At 69.4% G+C, this 13,797-nt stretch carries 14 protein-coding genes; 4 read left to right on the top strand and 10 right to left on the bottom strand.

What is annotated here, in order from left to right:
- Window positions 1–24: 24 nt before the first annotated feature.
- The 6 genes from C1746_RS16060 to ilvE all read right to left on the bottom strand — a co-directional run bounded on the left by C1746_RS16060 (window position 25) and on the right by ilvE (window position 7,205).
- The gene (locus C1746_RS16060; protein WP_116715789.1) at window positions 25–786 is read right to left on the bottom strand and encodes a LuxR C-terminal-related transcriptional regulator; all 762 of its coding nucleotides are present in this window, start codon (window positions 784–786) and stop codon (window positions 25–27) included.
- Window positions 787–878: 92 nt separating this feature from the next.
- Window positions 879–2,474 (bottom strand): citramalate synthase, encoded by a 1,596-nt coding sequence (gene cimA / locus C1746_RS16055; RefSeq protein WP_116715788.1) that lies wholly within the window; start codon window positions 2,472–2,474, stop codon window positions 879–881.
- A 145-nt stretch (window positions 2,475–2,619) separates the two neighbouring features.
- Window positions 2,620–3,615 (bottom strand): aldo/keto reductase, encoded by a 996-nt coding sequence (locus C1746_RS16050; protein WP_116715787.1) that lies wholly within the window; start codon window positions 3,613–3,615, stop codon window positions 2,620–2,622.
- Between the two features lie 68 nt (window positions 3,616–3,683).
- Window positions 3,684–4,790 carry an EamA family transporter gene (locus C1746_RS16045; RefSeq protein WP_116715786.1) on the bottom strand — a complete coding sequence of 369 codons (1,107 nt, stop codon included), beginning with the start codon at window positions 4,788–4,790 and terminating at the stop codon, window positions 3,684–3,686.
- A gap of 163 nt (window positions 4,791–4,953) precedes the next feature.
- Window positions 4,954–6,243: an NAD(P)/FAD-dependent oxidoreductase gene (locus C1746_RS16040; RefSeq protein ID WP_116715785.1), complete on the bottom strand. Its 1,290-nt coding sequence runs from the start codon at window positions 6,241–6,243 to the stop codon at window positions 4,954–4,956.
- Between the two features lie 38 nt (window positions 6,244–6,281).
- On the bottom strand, window positions 6,282–7,205 hold the full coding sequence (gene ilvE / locus C1746_RS16035; RefSeq protein ID WP_116715784.1) for a branched-chain-amino-acid transaminase: 924 nt from the start codon (window positions 7,203–7,205) through the stop codon (window positions 6,282–6,284).
- A 172-nt stretch (window positions 7,206–7,377) separates the two neighbouring features.
- Here ilvE and C1746_RS16030 point away from each other — a divergent pair, with 172 nt between their 5' ends.
- Window positions 7,378–7,881: a GNAT family N-acetyltransferase gene (locus tag C1746_RS16030; RefSeq protein WP_116716194.1), complete on the top strand. Its 504-nt coding sequence runs from the start codon at window positions 7,378–7,380 to the stop codon at window positions 7,879–7,881.
- Here C1746_RS16030 and C1746_RS16025 read toward each other — a convergent pair.
- The 3 genes from C1746_RS16025 to C1746_RS16015 all read right to left on the bottom strand — a co-directional run bounded on the left by C1746_RS16025 (window position 7,878) and on the right by C1746_RS16015 (window position 9,883).
- Complete coding sequence (locus tag C1746_RS16025) at window positions 7,878–8,114, bottom strand: hypothetical protein (protein ID WP_116715783.1); 237 nt, start codon at window positions 8,112–8,114, stop codon at window positions 7,878–7,880. The genes C1746_RS16030 and C1746_RS16025 overlap by 4 nt on opposite strands.
- A 97-nt stretch (window positions 8,115–8,211) precedes the next feature.
- Window positions 8,212–9,351, bottom strand: coding sequence for a hypothetical protein (locus C1746_RS16020; protein WP_162867846.1), 1,140 nt, complete (start codon window positions 9,349–9,351; stop codon window positions 8,212–8,214).
- Between the two features lie 37 nt (window positions 9,352–9,388).
- Entirely contained in the window at window positions 9,389–9,883 is a 495-nt protein-coding gene (locus tag C1746_RS16015; protein WP_205711933.1) for an NUDIX hydrolase, read from the bottom strand.
- A gap of 35 nt (window positions 9,884–9,918) precedes the next feature.
- Between C1746_RS16015 and C1746_RS16010 the strand changes: the two genes are divergently transcribed.
- Window positions 9,919–10,338 (top strand): hypothetical protein, encoded by a 420-nt coding sequence (locus tag C1746_RS16010; protein ID WP_116715781.1) that lies wholly within the window; start codon window positions 9,919–9,921, stop codon window positions 10,336–10,338.
- A 31-nt stretch (window positions 10,339–10,369) separates the two neighbouring features.
- Here the strand turns inward: C1746_RS16010 and C1746_RS16005 are convergent, their stop codons facing one another.
- Complete coding sequence (locus tag C1746_RS16005; protein WP_116715780.1) at window positions 10,370–11,311, bottom strand: Gfo/Idh/MocA family protein; 942 nt, start codon at window positions 11,309–11,311, stop codon at window positions 10,370–10,372.
- A 38-nt stretch (window positions 11,312–11,349) separates the two neighbouring features.
- On the opposite strand from C1746_RS16005, the gene C1746_RS16000 reads away from it, so the two are divergent.
- Both C1746_RS16000 and C1746_RS15995 read left to right on the top strand, forming a co-directional pair.
- Window positions 11,350–11,886, top strand: a complete 537-nt coding sequence (locus tag C1746_RS16000) for a PH domain-containing protein (RefSeq protein ID WP_162867845.1) — start codon at window positions 11,350–11,352, stop codon at window positions 11,884–11,886.
- A gap of 8 nt (window positions 11,887–11,894) precedes the next feature.
- A complete protein-coding gene (locus C1746_RS15995) occupies window positions 11,895–13,715 on the top strand; it encodes a PH domain-containing protein (protein ID WP_162867844.1) in 1,821 nt (606 codons plus the stop codon).
- Window positions 13,716–13,797 lie beyond the last annotated feature (82 nt).

Genomic DNA, 13,797 nt, shown 5'->3' with positions numbered 1-13,797 from the left:
ACGAGGAAGTTCGAGACGAACTAGTTACCCGGCGGAGCCCAGATGTCGTTCGAACGCCGGAATCTGCCGGTCAGGAGCACGCCAACCGGCGTGGTAGGCCATCACGACCGCTTCGAGTTGACTGGAGACGTTCAGCTTCTTCAAGACACTTCGTATGTGGCTTCTGACCGTGTGCAGCGTGATTCCGCGAAGTGAGACGATGCGCTCCGCGGTCAAGCCCCGCATCAGATCACCGAGGATCTCGGACTCTCGTGGGGACAAGTCCATGAAGCGCTCCATGTGCTCACTGCGGCGTCGATCCTCAGCGTCCTTGCGGGCGCGGAGCCGTTCGACATCCCGGCCGGCGTTGACCGCGTGCCCTCGAAGTGCCCGCCGCGTGGCCGCTCGCAGGACGGTGGCGGACTCGGACTGGCTCACGAAGCCCACGGCGCCGCAGTCGAGCGCGATGACCGCGGAGCGATGATCATCGGCCCGGGTCAGGACCAGGATCGGAACCTCCGTCCTGACCAACTCCAGCAGGAACTCGAGTTCGCCGTGGTGAGTCGAGACATCGAACGCCACAACGGCGACCGCCGGTTCGTGCTGCCGGAACTCATGCATCACCCGCCGAGGGCGATCGTTCAGCACACCCCGCGTCGGGACGTTGCTCTCGGCGAAGATCGCGACGACGCCCTCGACGAACAGCCGAGTCGGACCCACGACGAGAACACGTGGACCCGCACCAGACTCCGTCTGCGAGATGACCGACCCTTCCAATCGACTGCGGTCCTGGTTGCCGATCGGCACCACGGGACACTACGCAGTGAGTGTAGGTATCACTCAGAGTCAGACTCGTGCATCTCGCATCATCAATTGTGACTAGCCGCCCCCGTGGGGGGTCAGTGTCCTGCCGTCGCCTGCAGTGACGCGTCGTAGGCGTCCTGCATCGCCTTCCAGCTGGCCTCGATGATGTTGGAGTCAACCCCGACCGTCACGTACTCGTTGTCCGCGTCGGAGGAGGTGATGAGCACCCGCGTGGTGGCGCCGGTCCCGGCGCCGGCATCGAGGATCCGGACCTTGTAGTCGGCCAGGTGCAGGGCGTCGAGCGGCAGCCTGCCCTCCACGGCGGCCCGGAAGGCGTGGTCGAGGGCGTCCACCGGCCCGTTGCCCTCGCCGGTGCCGATCAGCCGCTCCTCGCCCACCCAGACCTTGACGGTGGCCTCGGCGATCGCCGTGCCGTCCTCGCGTCGCTCCACGATCGTCCGGAAGGACTCGAGACGGAAGCGCTCGGTTATGTCGCCACTCTCACGCCTGACCAAGAGCTCGAACGACGCGTCAGCGGCCTCGAAGGAGTAGCCCAGGTGTTCGAGGTCCTTGACCTGCTGCAGCACCCGATTGGCCACGTCGCCGTCCAGGTCGAGACCGAGGTCGGCACCCTTCATCACCACCGTCGCGCGGCCGGCGAGCTCGCTCACCAGCATCCGGAGCTCGTTGCCGACGCGGGCGGGCTCGATGTGCTGGTACAGATCGGTGTTCTTGGCCAGGGCGCTGGCGTGCAGGCCGGCCTTGTGGGCGAAGGCGGCGTGGCCGACGTAGGGCGCGGACGGTGGGACGGCGACGTTCATGATCTCGGCGACCCGATGGGCGACGTGGTTCATGCGTGCCACGGCGCCGTCGGCGACCAGCCCCTCCATACCCATCTTCAGCGTCAGGTTCGGGATGATCGAGGAGAGGTTGGCGTTCCCGGCGCGCTCCCCCAGCCCGTTGATGGTCCCTTGGACGTGGGTGACCCCGCACTCCATCGCGACCAGCGAGTTGGCGACGGCGCAGTCGGTGTCGTTGTGGACGTGGATGCCGACCTGCACGTGCGGGCCGACGGTCGCCACCACGTCGGTCACGACCTGTCTGACCTCGTCGGGCAACATCCCGCCGTTGGTGTCGCAGAGGACGACGCACTCGGCCCCGCCGGCCACGGCGGCCTGGAGTGCCTCCAGTGCGTAGGTGCGATCACGCCGGTACCCGTCGAAGAAGTGCTCAGCGTCGTAGAACGCACGACGGCCCTCTGACCGGATGAGCTCGAAGGAGGACCGCAGCATCGCCAGGTTCTCCTCACCCGTCGTGTTGATCGCCTCGGTCACGTGTCGGATGTCGGACTTGCCGACCAGCGTGACGATCGGCGTCCGGGCCTCCAGCAGCGCGGCCAGGTTCTCATCACCCGCCGCCTCTCGACCGGGCTTGCGGGTCATCCCGAAGGCGACGAGCTGGGCGTGATCCAGATCGAGCTCACCCTCGGCGCAGCGCTTGAAGAACTCGGTGTCCTTGGGGTTGGCACCGGGCCAGCCCCCCTCGATGTAGGGCAGGCCCAGGCTGTCGATGGTCCGCGCCACCTTGAGCTTGTCGGCCACGGAGAGGGAGATGCCCTCCTGCTGCGTTCCATCGCGGAGGGTGGTGTCGTACAACTCGACACGGGTGTCGATCGCGGCCGTCGTGCTCATCACCGACAAGGGTAGTTGCCGACGTCAGGGTCTGGCCACCAGGTTGGGCCGCGACCCATCGCCCGGGCCAACCCAGCCGCTCGGCACCGTGGGCGTTGAGCCGACCGCCGTTCTCGACAGCGTCGTCCGGACGTCCTCCGGTCTCCTACCAGCGGTGGTGCACGTGCGGAGCGATCAGCTCGTCGTAGACCGCCTTGACGCGGGGCAGGTGGTCCCCGCGCAGCGGCCCCTCGCCGGATACCGCGGCATTGGCCATCGCCTGCTCGGGCCGCTTCGCACCGGGGATGACGGTGGAGACGGCGTCGAAGGAGAGGATCCAGCGCAGGGCGAAGGAGACCATGGCGTCGGTGTCAGCGCCATCTCCGAGGATCGCACGGATGCGCTCGACGGCCTCGAGCCCGACCTCGAAGGGCACGCCGGCGAACGTCTCCCCCACGTCGAACGCCTCGCCGTCGGCGTTGAAGTTGCGGTGATCGTCCTCCGCAAACGTCGTCTCGGCCGACATCTTGCCGGTCAGCAGGCCCGAGGCCAGCGGGACACGCGCCAGGATGCCGACGTCGCGGGCGGCGGCCTCACGGAAGAGCAGCTCGGCGGGTCGCTGTCGGAAGGCGTTGAAGATGACCTGGACAGTCTCGACGACCGGATGTGTGATCGCCTTCAGGGCCTCCTCGACCTTCTCCACGCTCACACCCCAGTGAGCGACCTTGCCCGCAGCCGTGATGGCCTCCATCGCCTCGTAGGTGGAGCGCTGGTAGTAGGTCTCCCAGGGCGGACAGTGCAGCTGCACCAGGTCCAGCTGGTCCACCCCGAGGTTGGTCAGGCTGCGATCGACGAAGGTCTCCAGGTTGGTGCGGTCGTAGCCGGACGCCTCGTGCGGGTCCAGACGGCGGCCTGCCTTCGTGGCGACCACGAGGTCGACCTCGGGCCGATCGCGCAGGAGTTGCCCCACGAGGCGCTCCGAGCGGCCGTCCCCGTAGACGTCCGCGGTGTCGATGAGGGTGACGCCGGCGTCGACCGCCGCGTGCAGGGTCGCCATCGCATCGGTCTCGCTCACCTCGCCCCAGTCCCCACCGATGGCCCAGGCGCCGAGGCCGACCTCCGACACCTCCAGACCCGTTCGTCCCAGGGTGCGTGTGTGCATGTGGTCAGACTCCTCGACGGCTGATGGCTGTGGTCGTCGGCAAGGCTAGACCGCGCGGGAGCCGACGATCAGGACTGCGCCTGCCCCCACAGTCGGGCGATCTCGACCCGACCCGCCGTTGCTGCTGGACGGCGACGTTCGGGACGGACGACCTTGTCCACCACGAACGGCAGGCGGGGCAGCCCGACGCGCGGCCGCATCGGCCCGACGGCCTTGCCCAGACGGATGGCCCCCGCCATGTAGGCCACTGCCGTGATCACGACGGCGATGCCGGCCACCTGGGACGGGGTGAGCGTCTCACCCAGCGCGAGGACCGCGACCCCACTGGCCACGATCGGTTCGAGTGGCCCCAGTCCAGCGACGTCCTCCGCCCGGAGCCGTGACAGGGCAGCGTAGATGGCCACCAGCGGCAGGGTGGTGGATACGAGGCCGTGGACGACGGACAGCCCGGCGCCAGCAAGGGACGGCAGCGCAGAGGTGGTGATCAGCATCGCGGCCGTGACCAGACCGAGCGCTCCGACCAGCACCCAGAGCGTGGCCACCATCGGCGGGATCGCCAGGTCGCACACGTGGGTGTTGCGCTTGCCGGGGTGGCGGGCCGCCAGCGTCGACGCGGAGACGCGGAGGTACACCGCGTAGCCGACCGAGGAGGCGAGCGCCAGCAGCAGTCCCGGGTCGAGCGTCGCGGCCGGACTCCCGGCCGCAAGCCACAGCCCCCCGAGACAGACGACCAAGGCCGCCAGACGGCCGGGGCTCGGCATCGTCCGGACCGCGACGGCGTCCATCACCAGCAGCGCCACCGGGTAGCTCGCGACGGTCACGACCACCAGCGCCACCGGTGAGATGGCGACCGCGGAGAAGTACGACAGCGACTGGCAGCCGAAGAGCACACCGAGTCCAACCAGTCGCGCCTGCCGGTGCAGCGGAATGGCCCACATGTCCCTGCCGGTCAGCAGGCGAAGTACGGCCACGGCGGCGACGAGTCGCACGAACAGGAAGCTGAGCGGTGTGGCGCCGAGGTCGAACGTGACCTTGGCCAGGACGCTGCCGAGCCCGCCGGTCACGAAGGCGATCAGGACCAGGCCCCGACCGACGGTCTGGACCGGCAGGGTGGCGAGTGAGGTGGTGATGCGGGAGGCGACGGCCGAACCGGACCGGTGCAGAAGAGTGCGCATGGCAGATCACGATGTGAGACGAGCCCCGTCCGGCTGTCGGGGCAAGCGGTGCGCGGAGACTGCCCGCGTGCGGGGCGAGTATCGGCCGCCCTTGAACAATCGCTGACCTGTCCGCACCTGTCCGACAGGACGACCCCCAAAGCCGTGCCGCCGCGCGCTGGTGCTACGGGCCGTCCTCGGGCACGTCGAGGCGATCCAGGGGGTCGACCTGCCCCACGATGACCCGGGCGGCACGGTCCCAGGTCAGGTAGTTCCAGGCCCAGTTCAGCATGACGCTGATGCGGTTCCGGAAGCCCACCAGGAAGTAGATGTGCAGGACCAGCCAGGACAGCCACGCCAGGCTGCCGGTGAAGCGGATGCCACCGGGCAGCTGCGCGATGGCCGAGCGTCGCCCGATCGTGGCCATCGACCCCTTGTCGGTGTAGGTGAATGACCCGGTCTGACGGCCGGCTGCCCGGTCCGCCAGCCGCTTCGCGACGTACTCGCCCTGCTGCAGGGCAACCGGTGCCAGCTGCGGCAGGGGTCGGCCATCAGGGCCCTCGACGCTGGCGATGTCACCGATGGCGAAGACGTCGGGATGGCCAGGCACGGTCAGATCCGGGTTGACCGTGATCCGCCCTGCACGATCGGTCTTGAGTCCGAGGACGTCACCGAGCGGGACGGCTTCCACACCCGCAGCCCAGACGCAGGTGGCCGCTGGCAGCAGGTCGCCGCCCTCGAGGACGACCCCCTCAGCGGTGATCTCGGCCACCGAGGTGTCCAGCCGGACCTGCACACCGCGGAGACGCAACTCCTCCGCCGCGTTGGCCTGCAGCTTCTCGTGGAAGGGCGCGAGCAGGTGCGGGGCCATCTCGACGAGCGTCACCTCAGCCGCCGACACGTCGAGTTCGGGGAAGTCGTGTCGCATGACGCGGGCGTACAGCTCGGCAGTGGCACCGGCCATCTCGACGCCGGTCGGGCCGCCGCCGACCACGACGACGTTGAGCGCCCCCCGGGCCACGAGGCCCGGGTCGACAGCGCAGCTCTCGAACTGCCCGAGCAGGTGTTCCCGGAAGTCCAGGGCGTCGTCGAGCGACTTCAGACCGAACGCGTGCTCCTCCACCCCGGGGACCCCGAAGGTGGCGGTCCTCGCGCCGGCCGCCAGGACCAACGTGTCGTACGGCACGGTCCCACGAGTCCTCGTGTGCAGCACCTTGGCATCGAGGTCCGCGCCGGTCACCTCGGCGAAGGTGAAGTCGACGGACTGCAGCCGCTTGGTGATGCCGCGGACGGCGTAGGCGATGTCGGAAGGTTCCAGGCCTGCCGTTGCGACCTGGTACAGCAGCGGTTGGAAGAGGTGATGGTTGCGTCGGTCGATGATCTGCACGTGGGCCAGGTCCTTGGCCAGCTCCCGCGCCACGGACAGCCCGCCGAAGCCGGCACCGACGACCACCACCCGCCCGAGCGGCGTCACCGGCCCACCAACCTGTCTCCTGTCGTCGGGACCACCGCTCAGCTCCCGCTCACGTAGTCGAGCATGTGGTCGTACTTGGGCTCGTTGCCGCGGACCACGCTGAAGAAGATGTCCTGGAGTTGTCTGGTCACCGGGCCGGGTGGACCGATCAGCCGATCATCGACGGACTTGATCGGGACGATCTCGGCTGCCGTCCCGGTGAAGAAGGCCTCGTCGGCGGTGTAGAGGTCGTGGCGGAGCATGGGCACCTCGTCGATCGGGATGTCGGCGTCACGGGCGAAGTTCAGCACCGCGTCGCGGGTCACGCCCTGCAGCACACCCTCCGACGTGGGTGGGGTGACGAGGACCCCGTCGCGGACGACGAAGACGTTCTCGCCGGACCCCTCGGCGACGCGCCCGTGCTCGTTCAGCAGGATCGCCTCGTCGTAGCCCGCCCGGACGGCGTCGATCTTGGCCAGGGAGGAGTTGATGTAGACGCCGCTGGCCTTGGTGCCCGTGGGGATGACGTTGGCGTTGATCCGCTGCCAGGAGGAGATCTTGGCACGGACGCCGTTGGCGATGCCGTCGGCGCCGAGATAGGCGCCCCAGGGCCACACGGCAACCATGACGTGGACCGCGGAGGGCAGGGGATTGAGGCCCATCTCGCCGTACCCGAGGTAGGCCAGCGGACGGATGTAGTAGCTCTCCTGGCCGTTGATGCGGCACAGCTCGCGGCTGGCCTCCATCAGCTCGTCGGGGCTGAACGGGATCTCCATGGTCAGGACCTGTGCGGACTTGAACATGCGCTCGATGTGGGCGCGGTGCTGGAAGATGGCGGGTCCCCGCTCGGTGGCGTACGCCCGGATGCCCTCGAAGACGGCCCAGCCGTAGTGGAGGCTGGGGTTCAGCACGTGGATCTTGGCGTCCTCCCAGTCGACCAGCTCGCCATCCATCCAGATCTTGGCCATGCGGGGTATGGGCATCGGTGGTCCTTCGTGGTGGCTTGCCGTGGCTGGTCCGGGGATGGTCTGGCCGTGATGGTAGAGCACCGGCCGTCGGCTGACGCGGACGGACAGGGTGCACCGAGGCCGTGGTGGACTGGTGCTGGCAGGATGGGCGGTAGGAGGAACAGTGCCCACAAGCTCACTTGATCCGATCGAGAAGCTCCACGGGACACAGGTGCTGCTGCGCCTGCTGTCCGAGGACGATGTCGAACCACTGACCGCGATCCTGGCCCAGCCGGAGATCGCGCGCTGGTGGGGCGTCTACGACGCTGCCCGGGTGCGCAAGGAGCTGCTGGAGAGCGAGTTGCCCGCGTACGCCGTCGAGGTCGATGGCGAGGTGATCGGCTCGATCCAGTACGACGAGGAGCCCGCTCCCGACTACCGGCACGCCGGCATGGACCTGTTCCTGTCGAGCGACCGCCACGGACGCGGGTACGGCAGTGACGCCGTCCGCACCCTGGCCCGACACCTGATCCACGATCGCGGGCACCACCGGCTGGTGATCGACCCACAGGTCACCAACGAGGCGGCGATCCGCTGCTACGAGTCAGTCGGCTTCCGCAAGGTCGGCCTGATGCGGGCCTACGAGCGGGGCCCCGACGGTCGCTGGCACGACTGCCTGATGCTCGAGGTCCTCAAGGACGAGCTCACCTAGCCGGTCGCGGCAGGCGGCGTCGACGCCGCGGACTCGGCACCGTGTTCGGCGGTGCAGCAGCCGCAGCAGCGAGCGAGATGGCCCCCAGGGGTGGGGGTCGAACGCTGCACCAGCCAGAGGATCGGAGCGAGCATGATGCCGGTGGCCACCAGCGCTGCCCCCACACCGGCCATCACCGCGATCTCCCCCGCTTCGGTGATCGGATCGAAGGGTTGCCGGAAAACCCACGTCACGCCCGTCGTTGCTGCGTCACCTGGCCGACGCAATCGATGCCTGCTGTCCCCCGGACCACCAGTGAGGACACAGCCAGACGGTCACGCCGCGATGTGATCAGGTACCGGCGCCCGCCGCCTCTTCCCGCAGCTCGCTGTCGTCGAACTCCGGCAGCAGTGCGCGGGTGCCCATCACGGCAGCCACGGCCATCGGGAGAACCTGCGCCACGCTCAGGGCGACGACGAGGCGGGTCAACCAGCCGGGGAACAGGCTGGCGGTCTGTGAGGCCCCGAGGACCCCGAAGTACAGCAGGCCCTGTCCGATGAAGGTGGCACCGGAGGCCACGCCGAGCGCGGTGAACGCACCCTCCTTGCCCTCGATCGCCTTGATCGCGCCGAACGCGGCGATGGCGATGAAGAACGCGGTCTGGGCAGCCGACACGACGGACTGACTGAAGGGGATGGGGGTGGCGAACAGGTCGTCCCACAGGTGCAGCAGGTTGCCTGCAGCGATGACCAGCAGCATCATCCCGGCCGGGGCCGACAGTCCCCGCCACTCGAACGCCTCGATGTCCGGCTCGCTGGTCGCCAGGCCATAGATCACCGGCAGCGCGGTCACGAGCAGTGCCGGCAACAGCCACACCCACGGCGAGCCGCCCGGAACCCACTCCAGCTCGCCGGTCACGGCCCGGGTGTTCCCGTCGATCACGAACGGGACCTGCCACCGGTTCACCAGCTGACGACTGCCCGGCTCGGTGGCGACACCCGGCGGTTCAGCCTGCGCCATCCAGTGGATCCGATGGTCGTGCCAGGCGTAGGAGTTGCTGTCGTCCAGCTTCTCCCAGTCGGGCTCGGCGCCGATCTCGATGTCGGTCGGGATCGGGGTCTGTCCGAAGCGGTCCTCGTTGACATAGGTGGCCCGGGAGTTCCGATTCCGGTAGACGCCGTCGGGCTCGATCCGCAGGTAGGGCAGATTCTCGTAGTCGGGGATCATGACCGGCTCGTCGCCGTTGTTGGTCAACTGCAGGTACTCATCGGAGTTGACGATCCGCCACTCCAGCGTGTCCACCCCGCCCGTCGACGTGATGGTGGAGAGGAAGTTGCTGGCATCGGAGCCTCGACCGTGCGCCCAGGCGGGCGCGGCCATGAGGGCCAGCATCGTCCCCGCCAGGAGCAGCGTGGCGAGGATCCGAACGGCGGCGGTGGGGGCGCCACGCCGACCTCGACACGCGGCCACCAGGGATCCGTGGTTCACCATGCCGTCACGCACCTGCCATCGATCAGGATGCCGTTGCTCACGCGGCAACGGTACCGCGGAACACCTCGAGGACCGCACGGTCGGTGTCGTAGCTGAGCAGCTCGTCCACCGCATCCAGCGAATCCCAGCGGAACTCGTCGACCTCTTCGGTGTCGGTCGGCTCACCCACCACTCCGGCCCGCACCGCCCACCAACGAACCACCTTCGACCTGCCCTTGTGATCGGTGTAGAAGACCGCTCCGAGATCGGCACCCAGGGATCCGCTCACCCCGGTCTCCTCGTGGATCTCGCGAATGGCGCCATCCTGGAAGCTCTCCCCCTCGTCCAACTTCCCCTTGGGCAGCGACCAGTCGTCGTATCGCGGCCGATGGATGACCAGCACCTCGACCCCGGTCTCGGCCTCGGCCTCGGACGACGTGGGTCGCCACACGACCCCGCCCGCCGCGTGCACCTCCACAGCGGCCACCCGGTCGGCGCCCAGGACGGCTGCGGGCACGACCAGGCCCTGGGCTCCAGCTTGGCGTTCGGACACGTGTCACCTCTCCGGCATCGGGGAATGGCAACTGTATGGCCAATCCTCAGCAACCTGAACTTCGTCGGAGCGGTGACGCCGCGTCACTCAACCCCGACGCCATCGAAGGTGATCTGGCAGCTAGCGACCGGCCAGGCCGCGATGGGCCTGACGGTCGCCATGTCCCGCCGGAGAACCGCCCGGGCGCGTCACCGTCGGAGGATCAGGACAAGCCGGATCTCGATGCCATGGCCGCGAAGCTGGGGATCGACGAGCCCGACCCCCAGGGTGAGCGGGCGCGAGAGGCTGCGCAGCGGCAGGCGGCAGCCCGGCACCAGGCGGACTCCGCACTGGCGCAGCTCACGTCGCCGGAGACGGCCGAGCGGATCAAGACGGGCGCACGAGCGGTGGGCGTGGCACTGGGTGTCGGCATCCTGGTGATCCGACCGCTGCTCCGACGCATTCGAGGCCGCTAGGTCGGCCGACGCGGGGCAAGGGTGTCCCGCCTCAGGACGAGGCGGCGATCCAGTCGATCACGTGGGCGGTGGCGACCGCGTCCTCCACGTCGATGACGGGACGGACGCCCGTGGTGGCCTGCTCGAACGCCTCCAGGAGCCGCTCCCAGGGGTCGGCACGCCAGGTGCCGATCACCTCATCGGATCGCAAGAGGGCGGCCTGGTCGCCGGGGCCCGCCGTGAACGGACGTGGCATCCGGAGCGTCCCGTCGGTACCGACGATCTCGACCGTCGAGTGACGGGCCGAGTCGAAGGATGCGTGCAGGGTGGCTGTGGCACCGGAGGGGAACGCCATGACCGCAGAGGTGGTCGCGTCCGCCCCTGAGGCCCACCGTCGGTCCACGGCCCGAACCACGTCGGGCTCCTCCCCCACGATCCAGCGGATCAGGCTGACCAGGTCCGCACCGACGTCCAGCAGTGCACCGCCGCCTCGGGAGGGGTCGGCGTGGTAGCTGTCGGCGTCGGTCATGGGGTAGGCACTGGTGGCGCTGAGCAGCCGCACGGCACCGATCCCGCCGGACCGCACCAGCTCGAGCAGCGCGGCAGTCCGGGGGTGGAAGCGGAGGGGCAGCGCCTCCATCAGCACCAGGTTGCCGTTCCCGGCCGCGGCGGCCGCCATCCGGGCCGCGCCATCGGCGTCGGTGGACAACGGCTTGAGGCACAACACGTGCTTGCCAGCGTTCAGGGCCTCGATGACCCAGTGCTCGCGGTCGCTGGTCGGCAACGCCACGAAGACGGCGTCGACGTCCCGGGCGCCGAGCACCTCCTCGTGCTGCCTGCGGGCGCGTCGAACACCCTGTGTGGCGGCGAACTGCTGGGCATCGGTCAACGTCGCAGCCGACACGACCGCCAGGTCGTGCCCCACGATGCGCATCGCGGGCGCAACCGACGACTCGGCGACGCCGCCGGCACCAAGGATTCCCCAACGGAGCATGGCGCTGGAGGCTACACGTCGGCCGAGGCGACCGTCTCGTGCTGACGGGCCCCGTTGGTGCTGCGGCGGCGACGGTGGCAGCGGGCATATTGGGACGGGTGGACACCGCGCCCAGTGAGGAGCAGATGCAATTCCTCGATCCGAAGGTCCGCGTCGTCTGGTGGGTGGGGTCGGCCGTCAGTCTGCTGCCGATCCTCGTCGGCGCCATCGTGCTCGGCGTCGTGGTCGGCGGCTGGGGCTGGATCATCGGAGGCGGGGTGCTCCTGGCAGCGATCACGGCAGCCGTGCTGCTGCCGATCCTGCGCTACGGACGGTGGCGATACGTGGTCCGCGAGGACGACATCTGGGTGCGGCGTGGCCTCGTCTGGATCACCACGACCGTGATCCCGTTCTCCCGGCTGCAGTTCGTGGACACCACGCAGGGGCCGATCGACCGGATGCTCGGTCTGTCGAGTCTGGTCCTGCACACCGCGGCTGTTGGTTCCTCGACGGCGATCCCGGGCCTGCCGACCGCGGAGGCGGAGGGGCTCCGCAGCCGCCTCTCCGACGTGGACCCTGACGTCATCAGCGTCTGAGCATCTCCGTGTCTGACCAGCAGCCTGCACCACCCCCCGCGCCACAGCAGCCGCCGGGTTCCGGGCAGGAACCAACACAGCCGGCCATCCCCGAGGAGCCGCCACTCGGCCAGCAGCCACCGGGCCAGCCACCCACGGGCCAGCCACCGGTGGGCCCACAACCGCCAACGCAGCCGACCGGTCCGGTCACCAATCGGCTGCATCCGTCGGTGATGGTGCTGTGGCCGCTCCGACAGGCGTTCGGCATCGTGCTGTTCGCCATCTTCGGAGGGTTCGCGGCCTTCGGCGGATTCATCGTGATCGGCGGCGTGATCTTCGCGGCCGTGGCCTCCTTCGTCCGGTGGTCGCGCTTCAGCTGGGTGGTCGAGGGCGGCACCCTGGTGATCGAGCAGGGACTCCTCCAACGGAAGCGCCGGGTCATCCCGGCGGACCGCATCCAGTCGGTGGATCTGATCCGCTCCATCGGCCATCGGGTCTTCGGGGTCGTCCAGGTCAGGGTGGAAGCCATCGGCGGTGACGACACCGAGGGGCTGCTGGAGGCGCTGGACCCGCCGACCGCGTACGGGATCCAGCAGGCCCTGCTGGGTGACCGCGCACCGGCAGCGCCGGACGGTGTCGTGGTCCCACGTGGGCCGGATGCCGTGGAGCAGATCGGTCGGTCGCACGACGGTTCGCCAGTCCCGTCCGGTGTGGCGCCCACCGCCGAGACCGGCACGGCGACGGATCGCTCGGCGCCGCGACTCCTGGCCAAGGTTGCGCCGAAGCAGTTGGTCCTGGCCGGGTTGACGGGAGGGCGGGTCGGCGTGGCAGCCGTCATCTTCGGCGGTCTGTCCCAGGTGTTCGGAGATCAGTGGTTCGGCGGGTTCTCGTTCGGGAGCAACCCGGTGGGCGAGGCGCTCGCCGAACGCGCCGAGTCCTTGGCCGCAGGGGCCGGGGTCGTCGTCGGCGCGCTGGCAGTGGTGGCGGGTGCGGCGGTCATCTTCGCCATCTCGGTGGTCGCCACGGCGGTGTCGTACTGGGACTTCACGGTGATGCGTGATGGGGCCGCCCGACCGCGGTCGGGCGAGAGTCCGACCGGCCCAGGGCCCGAGGGCCGCGCGACGTTGTCCGGCGAACTTCGAGTGTCGCGCGGGTTGCTGGAGCAGCGGCTGGAGACCGTGCCCCTCCGCCGGATCCAGGCACTGCGGATCGAGCAGAACCTGGTTCGGCGGTGGCTCGGGCTGGCGTCGGTCCACGCTGACCTGGCCGGACGAGTGGGGGACAGCGCGAGCGCGAGCGGGCTGTTGCTGCCCATCGGCACACTCGAGGAGGCGCGGGTACTGGTTGCCGACCTGCTCGGTGATGACCGACCCGTCGGCGCGGAGTTGCAGCCCGCTCCACCTCGTTCTCGTCGACGCTTCGCCATCCGGGCGCTGTGGTGGGTCCTCATCGCGGCGGCGAGCGTCGTGTGGGTGCTGCTACCGCCCCTCAGCTGGCCGTGGTGGGTGATCCCGATCGCGAGTGTCGCGGTCGGCGTGGTCGCTCTGGTGTTGAACCTGGCCGCGTGGCGGGCGCTGGGACGTGCGGAGGTGCATGGGGTCCTGGTCTCGCGCAGCGGCGTGCTGGTCCGCCGTCGGGTGCACGTGCCGGTGGCGCGCATCCAGACGATGAGCATGACCGCCAGCCCGTTCCAACGGCGCCGTCAGTTGACCGACATCGAGATAGGGATCGCCCGGTCGGGTGGGTTGGCTGGCCCAACGGTGGCCGAGGTGGATGCGGCTGAAGCCCGCGAGCTGGTGGCGACGGCGACCCGGGAGGCCGTCGAGGCGAGCCGGGTCTCGCCGCACTGAGCGAGCCGCCACGCTCCTCGGCCCTGGGCTTGGGGCTGCAGCCAGCCAGTCGGGCCCGCACCGCCAGGCCGCACCGCCACTT

Origin of the sequence: Euzebya tangerina, from assembly GCF_003074135.1 — a bacterium.
GTDB classification, from domain to species: domain Bacteria; phylum Actinomycetota; class Nitriliruptoria; order Euzebyales; family Euzebyaceae; genus Euzebya; species Euzebya tangerina.
This window is presented reverse-complemented; position numbering and strand designations above follow the sequence as displayed.